Source organism: Sorangium sp. So ce1335, from assembly GCF_051521615.1.
Taxonomy (GTDB): domain Bacteria; phylum Myxococcota_A; class Polyangia; order Polyangiales; family Polyangiaceae; genus Sorangium.
The window spans coordinates 7321803-7342687 of the sequence record NZ_CP150363.1; the positions used below are offsets into that span (position 1 = coordinate 7321803).

Consider the following 20885-nt stretch of genomic DNA (forward strand, 5'->3'; position numbering starts at 1 on the left):
CCGCCCGAATGCGCCTCGCGCTCGTCTACCCGCCGACCTGTGACCCCACCGCGCCGTACCTCGCGGTGCCGATGCTGACCGGCTTCCTGCGCGCCAACGGCGTGGAGGTGCTGCCCGTCGACGCGAACGTCGAGGCCTTCGACGCGCTCCTCTCGCCCGAGCCCATGGCCGGCCTCCGCGACCGCCTCGAGGCGCGCCTCGGCGAGCTCGACCGGCGCCACGCGCTCCCGCACGTCGATCAGCTCGAGTACCTCGCCCTCGCCCGCGCGCGCGGCGACGCGCACGCCGTCCCCGCCGCGATCGACCGCGCCAAGGCCACGCTCCGCTCCGGCGACGGCTTCCACGACCCCGACGCCTACGCGCGCGCCGTCGCGACCATCGACGCGGCGCTCGGCGTCGTCTCCGCGACGCACCACCCGCTCAAGCTCGACTTCACCGCGTACAGGACGCCGTTCGGCCTGCTCTCGATGGACGAGATCGCCCGGTCGAGCCAGCCGGAGCACGATCCGTTCGACGGCTGGGTGCAGCAGACGCTCGTGCCGCGGCTCCGCGACGCGCGCGCCGACATCGTCGGCCTCTCCGTGTGCTTCCCGGGCCAGCTCCAGCCCGCGTACGCGTTCGCGCTCAAGATCAAGCAGGCGCTGCCCGGCGTGCACGTCACGTGCGGCGGGCCCGGCGTCACGCAGATGCTCCTCCGGCTCTCGGGCGAGCGGCTCGCCCGCGCGCTCGGGCCGTTCGACTCGGCGTGCCTCTTCGAGGGCGAGCACACCCTCCTCGCGCTCGCCCGTGCGCTCGACGAGGGGCGGCCGCTGCGCGACGTGCCGGACGTGGTCGTGCGCGACCGCCTGATGGGCGCGCGCTGGCTGTCCGGGCACGGCATGGAGGACCTGAAGGCGCTCCCGGCCCCCGACTTCGACGGGCTCCCGCTCCACGCCTACCTCGCCCCGGCGCTCGTGCTCCCGTACGACCCCACGCGGGGCTGCTACTGGGGCAAGTGCACCTTCTGCCACTACGGCCTCGCCGAGGTCGGCACCGCGGCGTACCGCGAGCGCGCCGTCGAGACCATCGTCGCGCACCTCGGGGCGCTCGCCGCGCGGCACGGCACGCGCCACTTCTACCTGTCGCAGGACTCCGTCGCGCCGAAGACGCTCGTGAAGATGTCGCAGGCGATCCTCGACGCCGGCCTCGACGTCCGGTGGGCGACCGACCTGAAGCCGGAGAAATACCTCACGAAGGAGCGCGCGGACGTGCTGCGCCGCGCGGGCGCCGTGGCGTGCGCGCTCGGCGTCGAGTCCGCGTCGCCGCGCGTCCTCGGCCTCATCGACAAGGGCGCGCCGGTCGAGGTCGTCTCCGACGTGATCGACAACCTCGCGTCCGCGGGCGTGGCCGCCGAGGCGATGTGCTTCACGGACTTCCCCACCGAGACGCACGCCGAGGCCGTCGCGACGCTCGACTTCCTCCGCGCGCGGCGCGAGGCGCTCGCGGTCTACATCGTCGGCGAGTTCGGTCTGACGCACGGCTCGCTCGTCGCGCAGGCGCCGGAGCGCTTCGGGATCGACGAGGTGTTCGCGCTCGAGGGCGACGAGCTCGGGCTCGGCCTGTTCTTCGTCCCGCGGGCGCCGTGGAAGACCGACGCCGAGCGCGCCGACGTCGACGCGCGGCTCGCCGACCTGTCGCGCGGATGGACGCTGCGCACGTATCCGTGGGCCGGCGCCGTGTCGACCGCGCACACGATCCTCCAGTACGACCGCTTCGGGCCCGGCGTCTTCCGCGACCGCGCGGCGCAGCGTCCCCCCGAGGGCGTGCCCGGCGCGGAGGCCATCGAGCGCGGCCTGCGCTTCGATCCGCGCGCGGCCGAGCACGCCGAGGCACGCGAGGCCGAGATCTGGGCGACGCTCGTGCACGAGGAGCGGCGCGTGGGGCGCGACGCCTACGAGGCGCTCGCGCGGTCGCTGCCGCCGCTCCGACCGAGGCCGGTGCGCGTCCGGTTCATCGCGGGCGCGGCGCCGGCGGTGACGTCGGGGCGACGGCCGTCGCACGCCACGAGCGCGGCGCGCTGAGCACGCGACGAGCGCCGCCGGAGGAGCTGCCGGCGCGAGCGGCCTCGGTCGGCAGCGCGCCGTCCAGCGTCGGCACCACGCGGCCTCCTTCCCGGGTTGCCGCCGCGCCATCCTGCTGAGCGGGCGGACCAAGGAGCGTGGCGCCGGTGTTCGGGGCCGGATGCTACGATGCCGCATGGCCCAGAAGGCACCCGAGGCGAAGCTCTCCCCGGAGGAGTACCTGGCGCTCGAGCGCTCCTCCGAGCTGAAGCACGAGTACGCCGACGGTGAGGTGTTCGCGATGTCGGGCGGCACGCGCGAGCACAGCCTCATCGCGGCCAACGTGGTGGGTGAGCTCCGAAGCGCGCTGCGGGCGCGCCCGTGCGAGGCGCACGCGTCCGACCTGCGGATCAAGAGCGTGACGGCCAACCGCTACGTCTACCCGGACGCGTCGGTCGTCTGCGGTGAACCCCTGTTCGAGGACGAGCACCGCGACACGCTCCTCAACCCCACGGCCGTCTTCGAGGTCCTCTCCGAGTCCTCGGAGCGCTACGACCGCGGCGGCAAGTTCGCGCTGTATCGGGGGATCCCTTCGATCACCGATTACGTCCTTCTTTCCCAGTCGCACGTGGAGATCGAGCATTTCTGCCGTCAGCCGGACGGGACCTGGCTCCTCCGGGTGCTCGGCCCGGGCGAGGAGCTTCAGCTCGCCTCCATCGGATGCGATCTGGCGGTCGACGAGCTCTATCTCAAGGTCTTCGCCCGCCCCGCGGACGCCTGAGCGACGCCGCGCGACGCGCGGCCGTCGACAGGGCGGCCCTGTCGTTCCCTGATCCGTCGGCGGCGCGCCGCCCCGGCGCCTTCAGCGACGGTGGCTGACCTCGACGAGCACGCCGCCGGGAGCGCGCGTGTAGAAGGCCGGCCCGCCGCGGACATCTCGCACCGGGGAGACGTCTCCAGCGCCGGCCGCCGTCATCCGCTCATGGGCTTCGTGGACCGCGGCCTCGCTCTCGAGCAGGAAGCCGACGTGAAACTGGGCCGGGTACCTGGTCGGGTCGTCGGCGCGGAGCCGGCTGATGACAAGCGTGAAGCCGGCCTCGTCCTGCAGGATGGCGAGGGCGTCGCGCCCCTTCTCCCGCTGGCAGCGAAAGCCGAAGAACCGCTCGAAGAACTCGCTGGTCTCCCGGACGCTGGGTACGCAGAGATCGAGGTGGTTGAGGTGCATGTCGGGTCCTTTCCGGTGGATGAAAGGTCGGGCCCCGCCATGCGCGAGCGATCCCGCGCCGACGTGTGCCGGCGCGCGCTCTCGCACGATGCTGGTGATGGATGTGCTCGCCCATGGACCGCCCGACCAGAGCGCAGCACAGACCGCGCCCTGCTCGTCGTGGGTCCTGGCGCTCGTGCGTCGGACAGAACTTCCTAGCGGAAGCGACCGGGCTCACCGAACCGGTCCGCCTTTTTCGACGTGCTCCCAGTAAAGCGCCGCTTGCCCGCCATGGCAAGCGGCGCGAGCGCCTCTCAGGGCGCCCGCCGCCGCTGCTCGGCGGAAAGTCTCCCCCCGCCTCCTCACACCGCCGGCGCCCCGCTCCCGCCGGCCGCCTGCGCGCGCGCCCGCTTGCGGACCTGGATCTCCGGCGACTCCGCCACGGCCATGCCCACGAGGCGCATGCCCTCGAGGAAGTGCCTCACGCCGGTGCGGACCAGATCCGGGCTCGCCGTCCCCACGTCGGGGTACCCTCGCCCCTCGGCGTCGGGCTGCACCTTGCCCCAGTTCGCGAACAGCCGGCCCCACGGGCTCTCCAGCACGGGCGCCATCTTCTCCTTCGCGTAGCGCGGGTACCAGAACATGTCGTGGTACGTGACCGAGGCAACGTAGGCCCACGGCGCGAGCCAGGTCTTGAGCGACCACTCCACCGGCTTCTTGAGCGGGCCCCAGTAGATGCGGTGCTGGTTGCGCGAGGCGAACGTCATCTCCTTGAACGGCCCGTCGAAGTTCCAGTTCTCGTTCGCCGCGTCCAGGTCGCCCACGAGCTCGATGTCGCGCACGTCGCCCGTCCCGAGGCCGAGGTCGTGCGCGAGGCGCACGAACTTGCAGTCGCGCATCGGGTCGAACCCCATCAGCTTCGCCGCCACCGCGTCGATGGCCACCTGGTCCGCCGACGCGAGCAGGACGTTCTTCACGTGCGGCACCATGCAGCGCGGCCCGGGGCCGTCGCCCGCGAAGGTGCCGTCCATCACCGCGAACACCCCGCGGTGGATCTTCTTCTGGATCATCAGGAGATCCACGAGCGTCTCGTGGATGACCGGATGCGTCCAGTGCCGGTGCTCGTTGAGCAGGCCGCCGAAGGCGTTCTTCATCGCGCCCGTCGTCGTCGTGAAGATGTGGGTCTTCACCGTGGGCAGGTGGATGATGTTCTCACCGATGAAGCGCTTCGGGATCGAGAACCCCTTCGGGTACACCTCGTTCAGACAGAGGAACTTCTTCCGCAGATCGCCGACGGCCTCGCCGATGGGGATCCACTCCTCCCCCTCGTAGAGGTGCACGTTGCGAAGGCCGTGCGCCTGCACGACGTCGACCTGCTTGTTCTCGCGCTCGCCCAGGTGGGCGTCGATGACGACCGTGCGGTTGTGACACGCGTGGATCAGGTCCTTCGAGTACCCGTCCTGCGTCATCGCCCGGATGACGCCCTCGAGCTGCCAGGGCGTCGTGGATGAGCTCGGGTAGAAGAAGTGCCAGGAGATGTTCACCTTGAGCGCCGTGTCGGCGTCCTTGGCGACCACATCCTGGTAGCCGGCCAGGTTCATCAGCCGGTGGTAGTCCGAGAGCACCGTCGCGGGGGACGTGCGGATGACAGCAACCTTCGATTTCGGCATGGCCAGGTCCTTATAGCTCGTCCCGAGTCGCCCGATCCGGGAAGTTGTGGGGCGTCCACGTGCAGCCTCGGTGCAGCGGAGCCCCCAGGAGGCCGCGGCAGCGCGGCCGCGGCCGGCGCCCGCACAGGTCCACCCTGTCACGGTCGGGGCATCCTGCCCCAGGAAAACCAGCGCCGCCCGCGTGCCCGGACGGAAGCCCCGACCGAAGGTAGCGCGCCGAGCTCGGCGCCCCGCGGCCGCGTCCGGCCCGGAAGGGCGCGGCGCGCGCCGGCCGCCAGCCTCCACCGCGCTCCGGCACGGGGGGTGCAATCAGGGAGTGCAAGCAAACGGGACGTTGAGGTCGTCTCCACGAAGACAACGGATCGACCCCCTGAGACCCCTTTGGAGGACATCATGCTCGGCTGGACTGTCACCTTCTTCATCATCGCGATCATCGCCGCCATCTTCGGTTTCGGCGGTATCGCCGCGAGCGCCGCGGGCATCGCGAAGATCCTGTTCGTCGCCTTCCTGGTGCTCGCCGTGATCTCGCTCGCGCTCGGGCGCCGCGTCCCGACGTGATGCGGACATGAGGCAAAGGAATCGGTGAAGCCATGAGGAACGTATCGCAACCGTCGACCGGCGAGCCCTCGCGGCCCGGCGTGCCGCAGCCGATGATGAGCCCTCCCGGCCCGGAGCCGGAGAACCCTGGCTCGCCCGGCCGCACCTCGCCCGACCGCGAGATCCACCTGCCGGGGACGACGGAGCAGCCCACCCCCGGAGGGGCTCCGGAGAAGCACCAGCCCGAGGTGCCGGCGCCTCCGCACACGCACGAGATCCCGGATCCGTCGCCCTACGAGGTCCCGCGCCACGACTTCCCCCGCGCGTGAGCGCGGCAGCGGAAGCGGAGCGAGGAGGGCCGGAGCCCCGGGTCCGCGCGACGCGGGATCGACAGCGCCCGCCGTCTGCTGGACGGCGGGCGGGCGGATCGCCGGCGCAGCTCCGCCGCCGACGGGAGCGCGTCGCGCCAGGAGCCGCCGCACCCCCGGGGAGATCCGCAAGAGACCGTCGGGTCTCCCCGGATTCGTCGGTTCGTTTGTCTCGCGGAGCTGCGGTCCTGACCTGTATCCCTAGCTGATCCCCATGCCCGAAGATCCCTCGCTCCCTCCCGATCCCCGCGCGGCGGTCCCGCACCGGCAGGGCCGCTTTCGCCGGGCGCTCGCGCGCGCGGCCGCCGTGTCGGCCAGCGTGATCGGCCTGGGAGGTGTGTTCGTCGCGGCCGCAGCGGTCGGCGCGGTGATTCACCTGAACACCCCCTCGACGCGCAGCCTGACGAGGCAGCTCGTCAACGACATCCTGCGATCCAGCCTGGAGGGGCAGATCGAGATCGCGCACATCGATCGTCTCGGCCTCTTCACCGCCGACGTCTCCACGGTCACCGTGCGCCACCCCGGCGGGACGGAGCTCCTGCGCGTCAGCGGCGTCCACGCCGACTTCAACGCGCTCGCGATCGTGAAGGAGCTGCTGCTCGGCGACGGCGACCTCGCCATCACCATCCCGCTCGTCCGGGTCGGCGACGCGGACGTCCTGCTCGAGCAGGATGAACAGGGCGCGCTCACCCTCGCCGAAGCGTTCACGCCGAGGCCGTCGGAGGAGCCGCCCGCCGAGGAAGGGCGGCCGCTCCGCCTCGAGCTCTCGCGCATCGTGCTCGACCGCGCCGCGGTCCACGGCACGGTCGCCCCCGAGACCCCCATCGACGCGACCATCGAGAACTTCGCCGGCGCGATCGTCGTGGCGGACCAGAGCCGGTACGCGCTCGAGCGCGTGCGCATCACCGAGCGGCGCCTCTTGCCGGTGCCGGTCGAGGCGACGAGCGTCGCCGGGAGCGTGAGCGTCCCCGCGGACGCGCCGATGGAGCTCACCGCGAGGCTCGAGGGGAGCGTCGGCGCGATCCCGATCACGGCCGAGGGGACGCTCGAGGACGAGCGCCTCTCGGCGCGGGTCTCGTCGGCGCGCGTGACGCCCGAGGCGGCGCTGGCGATCGATCCCAGCGCGCCGCTCGCGCGGCCGATCTCGGTCCTCGTCACCGCCGACGGAGAGCTCTCGGATCTCTCCGTCACCGCGCGCGTCGCCGTCCTCGATCCGCTCGTCAGCGACGACGCCGTGACCGGCGAGATCACCGCCCGCGCGCGGCTCGACGCGCTCGATCCGAAGCGCATCACGGCCGAGGTCCGGATCAGCGAGCTCGATCCGCGCGCCTTCGTCGGGGCGGCGGCGCCGGCCGCGCGCGTGAGCGCCGAGGCGCGCGGCGACATCACCCTCGACGAGGAGGGCGGGCCGCGCGTCGTCGCCGAGGCGAGGACCGAGCCGTTCCTCGTCGTGGGGCAGCGCGTGCCGGCGACCGAGGCGCGCGCGACCTTCGAGCGCGGCGCGCTGAGGGCCACCGCGACGATCCGCGAGCCGGGCGCGCCGATCGAGGCGCGCGTCGCCCTCTCGAAGGAGGGGGAGATCCAGTTCGAGGCGCGGAGCGAGATCCCGTCGCTCAGCGCCGTGCAGCACGTGCCGAGCGGCATCCACGGCAGCGCCGCGCTCCACGTGGAGGGCGCGCTCAAGGACGACGCGCTCGACGCCAGGGCGACCGTGCGCGTCGCGGGGCTCCGCGTCGGGTCCGACCTCGCGCTCGGGCGCGGCGAGATCAGGGCCAAGGCCGCAGGGCCGCTCGACAAGCTCACGATCGAGGGCGCGTTCCGGGGGGCAGACCTCCGCGCGCAGCAGTACGCGTTCGACAGCGTCGCGGCGAGCGCCGCGGGGCCGGTCACCGCGCCGCGCGTGCGCGTGTCGCTGGCCAGCGCGGAGCGCCGCCTCGCCGCCTCGGCCGACCTCGACATCCCGCGCAGCGAGGCGCGGCGGATCCGCGTCGAGGTGGCGCGCGGCGAGGACGTGGTGGTCGCGCAGGCGGCGCGCGTCGCGTGGGACCGCGGGATCGCCGTCCGCGACCTCGCGCTGCGCGGCGGCGGCGTGGGGGAGCTCAAGGGGAGCCTGTCGCTCGTCGGCGACGAGATCGAGGGCGACCTCCGCGGCACGGCGATCGACCTCCGGCGCGTCGCGGACGTCGCCGGCGTGCCGCTCGGGGTCGGCGGCCTCGCCAACCTCGACGTGTCGATGCACGGCCGGGGGAAGCGCCGCGCCGGGCACGTGCTCGTCGAGCTCGAGGACGGCTCGGTCGAGGGCGTGGCGCCGCGGCTCTCGGTGAACATGACCGCGCGCGTCGAGGGCGAGGCGCTGAAGGCGGATGGCCTCGTCCGCCTCATCGCGCCGCCCGAGCCCCCGCCCGCGCAGGCGCGGGAGGCCCATCGGCAGGGCGCGACGCCGGACAAGCCGTCGGCCACGGTCGGCGACCTGGCAGAGCGCCCGAAGGCGCCGCCGCCGCCGGCGTGCCACGGCGCCATCGCGCGCTTCCTCGTCGACGGGAGCGCGGCGAACCTGCGCGGGTCGCTGATGTCCGGGCGCACCTGGGAGACGGTCACGGGCTCGGCGCGCATGGAGGCCGACGCGTGGCAGCTCGGGTGCCTGGCCCAGGCGTCGCCGGTGCCGCTCGCGCTGAGCGAGCTCGCGGGCCGGCTCACCGCGCGCCTCGCGGTGGTGCGCGAGGCAGGAGAGCGGCTCCCGTCGGTGCGAAGCCTCCTGGTCCGCACCGAGGGTCTGCGCGCGGCGGGGCCGATCGACGAGGAGACGGGCGCGCCGGCGTGGGTGTCGCGGAAGCTCGACGCGCGGCTCGCCGGCGACCTCGACGCGAAGTCGGGCGACGCCAACGTGACGCTGTCGGTGTTCGATCGCCGGCTCGTGGCGGAGCTCTCGGCCGCGTTCCAGGCGGATCTCCCGGCGCTCTTCGCCGATCCGGCGGCGGCGCTGCCGAAGATGCCGATCGCGGCGCACTTCCAGGTGCCGCGCCGCCGGCTCAACGACCTCGCCGAGCTGGCCGCCCTCGGGAAGCGCACCCCGGTGCTGTCCGGCGCCGCGGGGGTCGACGTGTACTTCGCGGGGACGATCGCCGAGCCGAAGCTCGTGGCCCGCGCGACGGCGGCGAACATCGGCGGCATGGGGGGCTCCTCGCCGCTCGGCAAGCTCCGGATCGACACGCTGCTCGTCTACGACGGGCGCGACGCCGCGCTCGACGCGTACGCGTTCCGCGGCCCGCGCACGTACCTGACCGCGAAGGCGAAGGTGGGCGCGAACGCCGCCGCCCTCATGGGCGGGGCCCCGGGCGCCCCGCTCCTCAGCGAGGGCAGCCTCGAGGCGAAGATCGCGGACCTGCCGCTCGCCGAGATCCCCGTGCTCGCGGACATGCAGGTCAGCGGCCAGGCGCGCGGCGAGATCGCGGTGCGGGGCCTCTTCGGGGCGGCCCCGGAGGTCAAGGCGCGCCTCCAGTTCCCGGGCCTCCGGATGGGCCCCGACGCGCAGTACGAGACCGCCGAGGTGTCGCTCGACGTCCCGCCGCCGGGCGACGGCGGGCGCACCGCGGCGGTGGCCGACGTGCGGCTCGTCGGGCGCGACGGCGGCCGGCTCGAGGCCAGGGCGGAGGCGCCCGTCACGTGGGAGGCGAACGCGGTCCCGACGCTCACGGACGACCAGAACGCCGAGGTGTCGCTGTCGGTCGACCGCTTCCGGCTCGCGGCGGTCGAGCCGTTCGTTCAGGGCACGGTGAACCGGCTCGACGGCATCCTCGACGGCGACGTGCGGCTCGGGCTCGGCGCGCACGCGGGCTTCACCGGCCAGATGCGCCTCACGAAGGGCCTCCTCCACGTGGCCACGATCGGCCAGCCGTTCGAGAACGCCACGTTCCGCGTCACCGCGAGCCCCTCGGGCGAGCTGCGCTTCGAAGACATCCGCGCCGAGGCCGGCAGCGGCCTCGTCCGCGGCGAGGCGACGCTCCAGATGGAGGGGCTCGCCTTCCGGAGCGCCCGCGCCGAGCTCGAGATCCCGAAGGGCCGGGACCTGCCGATCGCGCTGGAGGGTGTCCCGATGGGCGACGTGCGCGGCAAGGTGGCGCTCGCGGCCGAGCAGCGCGACGATCAGATCGCGGTGCGCGTCGACGTGCCCACGCTCGATCTGACGCTGCCGCCGACGATCGGGCGGAGCGTCCAGCCGCTCGACGAGAACGAGGACATCGTCACCTCGGCGCCGCTCAGCCAGGAGGAGTACGAGGCGCGGCGCGCGCCGGCGGAGCCGGTGGAGGGCAAGGCGAGCCGGGACGCGGGCGGCACGCCGCTCGTGATGGAGGTCCACCTGGGCAGGATCGGCGTCGAGGGCGACATGGTGCAGGCCTCGCTGTCCGGCGATCGCGCTCACCCGCTCCGCATCACGGTCGCGGGGGAGACGAAGATCGAGGGCAACGTGAACATCCTGTCGGGCAAGCTCGAGGTGATCGGCAAGGAGTTCGAGATCGAGCCGGGCGTCGTCGCGCTGCAGGGCGATCCCTCGAACCCGTACCTGAACGTGAAGGCGTTCCACGACACGGCGGAGGGGACCCGCATCTACATCGACTACGTCGGCGAGCTGAACCCGATCACCGAGGAGAAGATCACCTTCCGCTCGGAGCCCCCGCGCCCGGAGAACGAGGTCATCGCCGAGCTGCTGCTCGGCAAGGAGTACGCGGAGGGGACGCTGGCGGGCGGCACGTCGACCGAGGAGCCCGGCTCCGGCGGCGGCAGCGCCGCCGGAGGGGTGGCGGCCGGCGTGGGCACGGGGCTCGCGTCCGCGCAGATCAACATGATCCTGCAGAGCATCGGCCCGCTCCAGAACTTCGAGACGCAGCTCGACACGACCGACGAGGGCGCGCTGAAGACGACGGTGGGCTACCAGCTCGGCCAGCGGGTGACCGCGAGCGCGAGCTACGAGGCGGGGGGATCGAGCGGGCAAGGCGTGCAAGGGACCGGGCCGGCGCGCGGCGGCGGCAACAGCGGCGCGCAGGCCCGCACCGAGGTGAGCCTCGAGTGGCGCTTCCGCCGCGACTGGTCGGTGCGGGCCGGGTTCGCGACGGGCGACCAGATGGGGACGACCCTGGACCTGCTCTGGAAGCACCGGTACTGAGCGCCGGCCGCGCGGGGCGCTCTCCCGTCCGTCGGGGCGGCGCGCCGCCCGCGCGCGCCGGCTCAGGCGCCGACCGCGCGCGCCGGCTCAGGCGCGCCGCCCGCGCGCGCCGGCTCAGCCCTCCACGCAGATGCCGCCGCAGTCCGCGCCGAGCGGCGGGCTGCAGTCGTCGCGCGGATCGTCCACGCACACGAGCCCGTCGGGACACGGGAGCGACGCGATGCCGCCGCACGTGGTGGGCGCGGGCTCGGGCACGACGCAGATGCCGGCGCAGTCCGCGCCCCCGTTCTCCGGGTCGCAGTCGTCGCCCGGATCGTCCACGCACTCCAGCCCCTCGGGGCACGGGAACCCGGCGAACCCGCCGCACATCGTCGGCTTCGGCTCCACGCAGATGCCGGCGCAGTCCGCGCCCCCGTTCTCCGGATCGCAGTCGTCGCCCGGGTCGTCCACGCACTCGAGCCCATCAGGGCACGGGAACCCGGCGAACCCGCCGCACATCGTCGGCTTCGGCTCCACGCAGACGCCGATGCAGTCCGCGCCCCCGTGCTCCGGGTCGCAGTCGTCGCTCGGATCGTCCACGCACGCCAGCCCCTCTGGACACTCTGTGCCGAGGAACCCTCCGCAGGTCTCGGTCCCCTGCGGATCCTGCGATTCACCGGTGTCGCCGCCATCCTCCTTCGCGCAGCCGACGAGCCCGATCACCATGAGCAAGAAAGCCAGTCCCTTGTGGCGCATCACAACCTCACCTCCGCGTTGTACCCGTCCGAACCCCGCTGCGGCCCCGGACGGCGACCGCGCGGCACAACATGGTGTGCGGGCGCCGCCGCGGCGACCCCCTCCGGCGCGGCCGTCCAGACCAACAGCAGGGCTGCTGTGGTCTGCGCTCGCCGCAGAGGGTCGTTCGAGACGGCGTCCCACCATCACGACCGCCTTCAAGCAGCTTCGGTGCCACTGGAACGCGCCGTGTTTCTCGCCGAGCTCATGCTCTCCGGCGCGCGCACCGCGATCGTGATGTCTCGCTGTGTCCTGGTTGTGCCAACGCCCTGGCGGGAGGGTGTGCCGGCCTCGCGGGCGTAGGTTCTCTCCCCTTGTGCGCCGTGCGGCGCTTGCACTTCAAGCGCCACACATGCACAAGTTGGGCAATCGGACCGCCGCCGGCGTCAGAGCGCCGCGTCGAGCCGCTCGAGCACCGCCTTGACGACCGGGCGGTAGCCGTAGTCGGCCCTGTCGCCGAGGGGATCGCTCGTCTGCGCCGGGCAGATGGAGCCCGTGACGCCCTGATCCCCGAGGCTCTGGAGGAGCTGCAGCTCGCGGAGGCCCGGGTACGCCTTGGCCTTGACCTGCGTCGTCGTGCGCGGGAGGGGATCCGCCGGATCGTTCGCGCCTGCGGGCTTGCACACCGGGTTGTCGGTGGGCTGGCCCGCGATCGACCTGCAATCGCAGCTCTGGCTCGTTCCATCGCAGGAGCGCGCCGCGACATCGAAGATGCAGGCGTACTGCAGATCGCCGGTGCTCCCCGGCGGGATTGTGTACTCTCGGCCGTTGATCGCGTTCCATCCCGTCTGGTTCGGCTGGACGATCGCATCACCGGTGATCGGGTTCGCGCCCGAGCGCGGCGCCCGCGACTCGATCATGAACGGATCCGCGGGCGGGACGTTGTTCGCCGGATCGCCGAGGATGACCTCCCACGTGCTGTCGAAGCTGCCGGACACCGGGGCGCCGAGCTCGCCGGCGCTCTTGAGCCCGCCGACCGGGTTGCCTTCCGCGTCGAGGCCGTCCGCGAGATCCGGCACGCCCTGCGCGTTCTGGCGCGCGAGGTCCTGCCACGGCACACCGACGATGCCGGTGAAGATGACGTGCTGCGGCCCGCGGGTCTGCGTGGTGGCATCGTGGGGATTCAGGTCCGAGAAGATCGGGTTCGGCGCGACGCTCCCGTCCCGCAAGGCCACGGTGGGCGACGTGAGGGCCTCGGTGTACCGCTCGATCGGGTAGAGGAAGTCGTACCCGAAGCGGCGCTTCTGGTCCCAGCACCGCAGGTTCACCGGGTCCTCGTCCGCGGTGAGCCTGGCGGGGGCTCCATCAGCGCCCGTGCAGGTCGGGTCCTCGGGGCAGCCGGCCTGGTTCTGGGCGCAGGACCTGCAGCACGGGTCGTTCGGGTTTGTGGCGCACTCGCTCCGCGGGCGCCACAGCCTGAAGCCGTTCCTCGTCTCGGCGGCAAGGTAGTTCCTGCCCTCGTCCCTGATCGAACAGTCGTTCTCGTCGGACAGCATCACGATGACAAGGAGCGAGTCCGGTCGGAGGAACTCGATCCGTTGCGCCAGGACGGTCTGGTCGATCCCTGCCGGCACGGCGTTATCATTCTGGAGGACCACCTCCTGGTACGGCTCGGGATCGACGAGGAAGCGATAGAAGCTCTCCAGCGGCGCCTCGAAGCCGCACCCCGCCTGCCCGACCCCATCGATGATGGCGCCGAGCTTGCCCTGGAGCGTCGTGACGCTGGCGTCCCCTGCGGGGGTGCGGCTCTCGGCCGCGTCCCACACGAGAAAGCCCTTGTTCAGGTAGGTCGGGAGGTCGTTCACCACCGACGACGGATCGGAGCGCGCGAGCAGGTGCGCCATGTCGGCGTTGGAGAGGGACACCGCCGCCGGGCAGGTGCCCGACCCGTGGCCGCCGAGGCTGCTGCTGATGACGCCGATGTGCATGTCGTGCACCGGGGTGCGCGCGCGCGAGGTGCCGGCCGGGCACGGTTCGAGCCCGCTCGCGGGCTGCTCCGACGCGGGCACCGGCTGACCGGCGCCGTCCACGCAGCGCGGGTTGGTGATGTCGAGCACGAGATCGGTGGCCGCCGAGCGCAGGACCTGCTGCTTGTCCGCCATCGAGCCGGAGTTGTCGACAACGAAGAGGAGATCGACCTTGTCCGGCGTGAACGCCGGCGGATCCCAGCCGCCGCCTTCGCCACCGCTGCCGCCTTCGCCGCCGCTGCCGCCAAAGCCGCCGCTGCCGACGCTGCCGACGCTGACGACGCTGCCGCTGACGACGCTGGTGCCACCGCCGAACCCGCCGCTGCCGACGCTGGCGCTGGCGCTGCCGACGCTGGTGCCGCCGCCGAAGCCGCCGAACCCGCCGCTGCCGACGCTGGCGCTGGCGCTGCCGGAGACCGAGCTCGAGCTCGAGATCGTGATGGGATCCACGCCGTTGAGCGTGACGTCGAGCTGACATCCGGCCATCGAGGCGGCGCTCAGGACGAGAAAGGGCAACAGTGTTCGTGACATCTTCAATGACATGGTTCCTCCTTGCGCGGCGCCGAGGGGCGCCGCTGAAGACCGTGCGTGACAGAGCGTGAAGGGACGCCCGAGCGGCTTCCCATTTCAAAAAAAGCTTCTTCGTTCGACGGGGGCCCCGAGGACCGGCGCGCTGCCGGGCGGCCTGGCAGCGCGCCGATCCTCGGTGTCGTACGGGTCAGAGCGCGGTGGTGAGCCGGTCGAGCACCGCGTTCATCACCGGCCGATAGCCGTAGGCAGGCGACGTCGAGCTCTCGACCTGCGCCGGGCAGATCGAGCCCGCGACGCCCTGCTGCCCTAGGCTCCGGAGGAGCTGCAGCTCACGGATGCCCGGGTACGCCTTGGCATTGACCTGCGTCGTCGTGCGCGGGAGGGGATCCGCCGGATCATTCGTGCCCTCGGGCTTGCACAGCGGGTTGTCGGTGGGCTGGCCCCCGATCAACCTGCAGTCGCAGCTCTGGACGTTCCCGTCGCAGGTGCGCGCGATGGGGAGGTTGAAGAGGCACGCGTACTGGAGATCCCCGGTGCTTCCCGCCGGGATCGTGTACTCACGGCCGTTGATCGCGTTCCATCCCATGTCGTCCGGGTGAACGGGCTCGTCGCCGGTGATCGGGTTCGCCCCCGAGCGCGGCGCCATCGACTCGATCATGAACGGATCCGCGGGCGGGACGTTGTTCGCCGGATCGCCGAGGATGACCTCCCACGTGCTGTCGAAGCCGCCGGACACCGGGGCCTCGAGCTCTCCGGCGCTCTTCAGCCCGCCGACCGGGTTGCCTTCCGCGTCGAGGCCGTCCGCGAGATCCGGCACGCCCTGCGCGTTCTGGCGCGCCAGGTCCTGCCACGGCACACCGACGACGCCGGTGAAGATGACGTGCTGCGGCCCGCGGGTGCGCGAGTTGCCGTCCTCGGGATCCAGGTCCGAGAAGATCGGGTTCGCCACGAGATCCCCGTTCCGCGCCAGCACGGTGGGCGACGTGAGCGCCTGGGTATATCGCCCGATCGGGTAGAGGAAGTCGAACCCGAAGCGGCGCTTCTGGTCCCAGCACCGCAGGCTCACCGGGTCCTCCTCCGCGGTGAGCCTGGTGGCGAATCCATCAGCGCCCGTGCAGGTCGGGTCCACGGGGCACTCTCCCAGAGGCTGGGAGCAGGACTTGCAGCACGGGTCGTTCGGGTTTGTGGCGCACTCGGTCCGCGGCCGCCACAGCCTGAAGTTGTTCCTCGTCTCGGCGACCAGGTAGTTCCTGCCCTCGTCCCTGATCGAGCAGTCGTTCTCGTCGGACAGCATCACGATGACAAGGAGCGAGTCCGGCCGTAGGAAGTCCCTCCGCTGCTGCAGGACGGTCTGGTCTATCCCTGCCGGCACGGCGATGTCCCCCTCGAGGGCCATCGTCTGGTACGGCTCGGGATCGACGAGGAAGCGGTAGAAGCTCTCCAGCGGCGCCTCGAAGCCGCACCCTGCCTCCCCGACCCCTCTCACCATGTTGCTGAGCTTCGTCACGAGCGCGAACGGATCGGACTCCCCCGCGGGGTCGTGGCTCCCGGTCGTGTCCCACACGAGGAATCCCCTGTCCTGGTAGGTCGGCAGATCGTTGTCCGTCATGCTCGGATCGGAGCGCGCGAGCAGGTGGGCCATGTCGGCGTTCGACGGAGAGACGTTCCGCGGACACGAGCTCGCCCCGTGGCCGCCGAGGCTGCTGCTGATCACGCCGACGTGCATGTCGTGCACGGGGGTGCGCACGCGCGATGAGCCTTCCGGGCACGCGCTCAGCCCGCTCACCGGCTGTTCGCGCACCGGAGAGCCGGTCGGGTCCACGCACTGCGGGTTGGTCATGCCGGAGACGAGGTCGGCGACCGCCATGCGCAGGACGTCTTGCTTGTCCGCCATCGAGCCGGAGTTGTCGACGACGAACAGGAGATCGACCTTGTCCGGCGTGAAGTCCGGCGGATCCCAGCCTCCTGTGCCCGTGCTGGAGATGGAGACGGTGGTAGAGGCGTCGAGGCCACCCGTCCCGCCGCCGCCGCCGCCCGCCCCGCCGAAGCCGCCGGCCGAGCTCGAGGTCGTGGTGGAGTCCACTCCGCCGAGCGAGAGGTCGAGCTGACATCCGGTGAGCGAGGCAGCGCCCAGGACGAGAGCGGGCAGCAGGGTTCGTGACATCTTTGATGACATGGTTTCTCCTTGTGCGGCGCCGGGCAGCGCGGCCGAAGACCGGTCGTGACAGAGCGTGAAGGGGCGCACGAGCGGCTTTCCATTTCAAAAAAAGCATCTTCGTTCAACGAGGTTCCTGGGGGCCGGCGCGCCGCCGGACGGCCTGGCGGCGCGGCCGGTCCCCGGTGCTCGTGACCGATCAGAGCGCGGTGGAGAGCCGGTCGAGCACCGCGTTCATGATCGGTCGATAGCCGAAGTCGGGCGACGAGGTGTCCGCGAGCTGCGCCGGGCAGATCGAGCCCGCGACGCCCCGCTCGCCGAGGCGCTGGAGCAGTTCCAGCTCGCGGAGGCCCGGGTAAGCCTTGGCCATGATCTGCGTCGTCGTGCGCGGGAGCGGGTCCGCCGGATCGTTCGTGCCTTCTGGCATGCACACCGGGCTGTCGACGGCGTGCCCCGGGATCTCCCTGCAATCGCAGCTCTGGGCGTTCCCCTCGCAGGAGCGCTCGACGAGCAGGGGGAAGATGCAGGCGTACTGGAGGTCTCCCGCGCCGCCCGCCGGGACCGTGTACTCGCGGCCGTTGATCGCGTTCCATCCGGTCTGGCTCGGCGGGACGATCACGTCCAATGTGATCGGGTTCGCGCCCGAGCGCGGCGCCCGCGACTCGATCATGAACGGGTCCTCTGGCGCGACGTGGTTCGCCGGATCGCCGAGGATGATCTCCCAGGTGCTGCTGAAGCCGCCGGGCACCGGGGCGCGCAGCTCGTCAGCGCTCTTGAGCCCGCCGACCGGGTTGTTCTCCGCGTCGAGGCCGCCGAGGAGATCGGGCATGCCGTCCGCGTTCTGGCGCGCGAGGTCCTGCCACGGCACCCCGACGATGCCGGTGAAGATGACGTGCTGCGGCCCGCGGGTGCGCGTGATGCCGTCATGGGGATCGAGATCCGAGAAGATCGGGTTCGGCACCAGCTCTCCGCTCCGCGACGCCACGACGGGCGACGAGAGCGCCTCGACGTAGCGCTGGATCGGGTAGAGGAAGTCGACCCCGAAGCGGCGCTTCTGGTCCCAGCACCGCAGGTTCACCGGATCCTCGTCCGCGGTGAGCCTGGCGGGGGATCCATCATCGCCCGTGCAGGCCGGGTCCACGGGGCAGCCCGTCTGATCCGCGGAGCAGGGCCTACAGCACGGGTCGTTCGGGTTTGTGGCGCACTCGCTCCGCGGCCGCCACAGCCTGAAGCCGTTCCTCGTCTCGGCGACGAAGTAGTTCACGCCGCCGTCCTTGATCGAGCAGTCGCTCTCGTCGGACAGCATCACGATGAGAAGGAGCGAGTCTGGCCGGAGGAACTCCGTGCGTTGCTGCAGGACCGTCTGATCGATCCCTACCGGCACGGCGGCGGCACCGTCCCCGATCTCGATCGTCGCGTACGGCTCGGGATCGACGAGGAAGCGATAGAAGCTCTCCAGCGGCGCCTCGAAGCCGCACCCTGCCTGTCCGACGCCCTCGACGATCGCGCCGAGCTTGCTGACGAGCTCGATCGGATCGGAGTCTCCTGCGGGGGTGCGGCTCCCGTTCGCGTCCCACACGAGAAAGCCCTTGTCCAGGTACGTTGGCAGATCGTTCTCCAAGCGCGACGGATCGGAGCGAGCGAGGAGGTGGGCCATGTCGACGTTGGAAGGGGACGTCTCCGCCGGGCAGGCGCCCGATCCATGGCCGCCGAGGCTGCTGCTGATCACGCCGATGTGCATGTCGTGCACCGGGGTTCTCGCGCGCGAGGTGCCGGCGGGGCATGGGCTCAGTCCGTTCCCGGGCACGAACGCCGTCGATCCTGTCGGGTCGACGCAGGGTGGGTTGGTCATGCCGTTGACGAAGTCGGCGAGCGCCAGGCGCAGCATTTCTTGCTTGTCCGACATCGAGCCGGAGTTATCGACAACGAACAGGAGGTCGACCTTGTCCGGCGTGAACTGCGGAGGATCCCAGCCTCCCGTCCCTGATGCGCTGGTCGTCGTCGAGGCCGCGCCGCCGGCCCCGCCGGCGCCCGAGCTGGCGTCTGCCCCGCCGAGCGATACCTCCACCTGACATCCAGCGAGCGCGATGGCGCCCAGAACGACACAAGGCGACAGGGCCCGTGCGAGTTTCCACACCATGGTATCTCCTCCGGTCGAGGGCACCGCCGAACACCGGCCGTGACGAGCATGAAGGGACGCTCCCCCCACTCCCCATTTCAAAAAATCCCCCTCGCTCAAGAAATCGTCTCCCCCCTCATCGACCGCAATATCCCGACGACCGCCCCGTTGAGAACACGAAGGAATCTCTCCCCCCGCTCGCCCAACGGATTCCCCTCCGCGACCTCAGAGCGGGGCTCGTCCGCACAGGAGACGGGCCCAGATCGGCGTTTTCGGCGCGCAGGCGTACTCTCGTACGCCGAGCACCGAAAACGCCGAGATGGGCCCGTATCCGAAGCGGACGAGCCCCGCTCTAGCGGGTGAAGGCGAGGAGGCGAGAGACGTGGGGGCTGGAGGGGTAGGCGAGGAGGAACGCCGACGCGCGCTGCGCCGCGGCGGCGCGCTGGCCGCTGTCCCAGAGCGCCTCGATGGTGAGCGCCTCGCGCTCCTGCGCGAGCGCGCCGCCCGGGAAGCGGAGGCGCGCTCGCTCGACGATCACCAGCGCGCCGGCGGCGTCGCCGCGCCGGAGGGCCGCGCGCGCGTCGCCGAGGAGCGTGAGCTCCTCGCGCAGCCGGCTCTCGCGCAGCGCCGCCGGGCTGGGCGCGCCATCCGCGCCGGGCGCGCCGTCCGCGCCGGGCGCGTCCTCCGCGCCGAGGGCGGCGTCCGCGGCCTCCGGCGCGGCGGCGGCTTCCTCCGGCGCGGGCGCGGCGGCGGAGTCCTCCGCCGGGGCCGCGAGCGGCCGGCTCGCCGCAGGCCCCGGCCGCGGCGCGTTCGGCTTCGGAGGCGCCGCGGCGGCGCGGGGCGCGGTGGGCGCCGCGGCCGGCCGAGGAGCCTCGGCCGGCGCCGCCGCCCTGGCCGGCGCGCGCCCCTCGCCGGGCAGCGCCTGCTCGGCCGGCGCAGGTGCCTCGGCCGGCGCAGCAGGCCTCCTCCGGCTCGCCGGCAGCGCCGTCGGCGGGGCATCCGGCGGTGCGACGGCCGGCGCGGCCTCGACCACGTGCGCCGGCGGCGCGGCGCTCGGCGGGGTCACGACCGCATAGCCCGCGAGGAACAGGCCCCCGCAGGCGGCGCCGAGCAGCATCGATTTCACGATGCCCGCGGTGCCCGCCGCGGCCGCCGCGCCGGCGGCGCCCGCCGCGCTGGCAGCGCCGGCGAGACCACCGCCGCCTGCGGCTGCAGCCGCGGCCTTGCCCGCCGACGCGGCGATCGCGACCTTCGCCACGGGCGTGGCGACCGCGACGTTCCCGGCCGACGCGGCGGCGGCGAGCTTGCCCGCGCCGCCCGTGGCCGCGCTCGCCGCGTTGGCCGCGCTCGCCGCGTTGGCCGCGCTCACCGCGTTGCCCGCGCTCGCCGCGCTGCCCGCGCCGCCCGAGAGCGCCCCTCCCCCGGCGCCCTGCGCCCCGCCGAGCGAGGCGGCCCCGGCGGCGAGCCCGAGCTGCGCGGCCATCGCCGCCCACACCCGCTCCTGCTCTCCGTCGGGCGGGTCCACCGGCGGCGCCGCGCGGAGCAGCTCGCGCTCCACATCGAGCGCGCCCTCGTCGGCGTCGATCCATCGCACGGGATCGCTCATCGCTCCCCTCCCGCGTGCTTCCAGACGGGTTTCCGCTCGACCCCCGGCAAGGGAAGAACGTTCGACGAGGGCCCCCGCGCGGCGGGCGCCCGCTCCGCGGACGAGATCCCGGCGTCGACGGCCGCCGCCTTCAGCACGGGCTGCGACTTCGTGACCGCCGGCCCGCCCACGCGGAACTGGTCGCGCGCGTTCAGGCGCGCGACGGCGCGGCGGAACGCGTCGCGCGCGAGGCGCAGGCGCGAGTAGACCGTCCCCAGCGGGACGTCGAGCAGCTCCGCGACCTCCTCGCCGCCCATGCCGTCGAGCTCGAACAGCGTGAACACGGCGCGCTGCTCGAGGGGCAGCTCGTCGAGGATGACCTCGAGCAGCTCGATCGCCTGCCGCCGCTCCGCCTGCGCGCCCACGTCGGCGCGGTCGTCGGCGCAGTCGAGGAGCGGCTCGTCGTCGTGGGCGCGCCGTCTCATGTGCGCGAGCTTGCGCCGATCGCGCGCGACGTGAAAGCAGATGCTGTACAGCCAGGTCGTGATCTTCGACCGACCCTCGAACTCGGGAAGCCGGCGGTGGACGACCAGGAACACGTCCTGGACCGCATCGGCGGCGTCGCTCTCGGGCACGCCGAGCCGGCGCAGCGAGCGCCACACGAACCGAAAATGCTGCGCATAGACCTCTCCGAAGGTCATCCTGTCCTGCCGGTTCTCGTCATGCTCGCCCCCTCCGTGGAAGGTCGCCTGGTTCGCCATCAGGGAATCGACAC

The 20885-nt window shown here is 72.6% G+C and carries 13 protein-coding genes; 5 read left to right on the forward strand and 8 right to left on the reverse strand.

Annotation, left to right across the window (positions count from 1 at the left end; all coding sequences use genetic code 11):
* Positions 1–8: 8 nt before the first annotated feature.
* Both WMF24_RS27030 and WMF24_RS27035 read left to right on the forward strand, forming a co-directional pair.
* Positions 9–2060, forward strand: coding sequence for a B12-binding domain-containing radical SAM protein (locus WMF24_RS27030; RefSeq protein WP_437730274.1), 2052 nt, complete (start codon positions 9–11; stop codon positions 2058–2060).
* 175 nt (positions 2061–2235) lie between these two features.
* Positions 2236–2820, forward strand: coding sequence for a Uma2 family endonuclease (locus WMF24_RS27035; protein WP_437730275.1), 585 nt, complete (start codon positions 2236–2238; stop codon positions 2818–2820).
* Between the two features lie 81 nt (positions 2821–2901).
* On the opposite strand, the gene WMF24_RS27040 is transcribed toward WMF24_RS27035, so the two are convergent.
* A complete protein-coding gene (locus WMF24_RS27040; protein ID WP_437730276.1) occupies positions 2902–3264 on the reverse strand; it encodes a VOC family protein in 363 nt (120 codons plus the stop codon).
* A 341-nt stretch (positions 3265–3605) separates the two neighbouring features.
* Entirely contained in the window at positions 3606–4913 is a 1308-nt protein-coding gene (locus tag WMF24_RS27045; RefSeq protein ID WP_437730277.1) for a DUF362 domain-containing protein, read from the reverse strand.
* Between the two features lie 393 nt (positions 4914–5306).
* On the opposite strand from WMF24_RS27045, the gene WMF24_RS27050 reads away from it, so the two are divergent.
* The 3 genes from WMF24_RS27050 (at position 5307) to WMF24_RS27060 (ending at position 10979) form a co-directional block, all read left to right on the forward strand.
* On the forward strand, positions 5307–5471 hold the full coding sequence (locus tag WMF24_RS27050; protein WP_437630074.1) for a DUF1328 family protein: 165 nt from the start codon (positions 5307–5309) through the stop codon (positions 5469–5471).
* A gap of 32 nt (positions 5472–5503) precedes the next feature.
* Positions 5504–5779: a hypothetical protein gene (locus WMF24_RS27055; protein ID WP_437730278.1), complete on the forward strand. Its 276-nt coding sequence runs from the start codon at positions 5504–5506 to the stop codon at positions 5777–5779.
* A 253-nt stretch (positions 5780–6032) separates the two neighbouring features.
* Positions 6033–10979 (forward strand): translocation/assembly module TamB domain-containing protein, encoded by a 4947-nt coding sequence (locus WMF24_RS27060; RefSeq protein ID WP_437730279.1) that lies wholly within the window; start codon positions 6033–6035, stop codon positions 10977–10979.
* A gap of 114 nt (positions 10980–11093) precedes the next feature.
* Here the strand turns inward: WMF24_RS27060 and WMF24_RS27065 are convergent, their stop codons facing one another.
* The 6 genes from WMF24_RS27065 to WMF24_RS27090 form a co-directional block, all read right to left on the reverse strand.
* On the reverse strand, positions 11094–11714 hold the full coding sequence (locus tag WMF24_RS27065; RefSeq protein ID WP_437730280.1) for a hypothetical protein: 621 nt from the start codon (positions 11712–11714) through the stop codon (positions 11094–11096).
* A 425-nt stretch (positions 11715–12139) separates the two neighbouring features.
* Positions 12140–14251: a hypothetical protein gene (locus WMF24_RS27070; RefSeq protein WP_437730281.1), complete on the reverse strand. Its 2112-nt coding sequence runs from the start codon at positions 14249–14251 to the stop codon at positions 12140–12142.
* Between the two features lie 187 nt (positions 14252–14438).
* Complete coding sequence (locus tag WMF24_RS27075) at positions 14439–16427, reverse strand: hypothetical protein (RefSeq protein WP_437730282.1); 1989 nt, start codon at positions 16425–16427, stop codon at positions 14439–14441.
* Positions 16428–16605: 178 nt separating this feature from the next.
* A complete protein-coding gene (locus tag WMF24_RS27080; protein WP_437730283.1) occupies positions 16606–18474 on the reverse strand; it encodes a hypothetical protein in 1869 nt (622 codons plus the stop codon).
* 403 nt (positions 18475–18877) lie between these two features.
* Complete coding sequence (locus tag WMF24_RS27085; RefSeq protein WP_437730284.1) at positions 18878–20131, reverse strand: hypothetical protein; 1254 nt, start codon at positions 20129–20131, stop codon at positions 18878–18880.
* Positions 20128–20871 carry an RNA polymerase sigma factor gene (locus tag WMF24_RS27090; protein WP_437730285.1) on the reverse strand — a complete coding sequence of 248 codons (744 nt, stop codon included), beginning with the start codon at positions 20869–20871 and terminating at the stop codon, positions 20128–20130. Before WMF24_RS27090 ends, WMF24_RS27085 begins: the two co-directional genes overlap by 4 nt.
* Between the last annotated feature and the right edge of the window lie 14 nt (positions 20872–20885).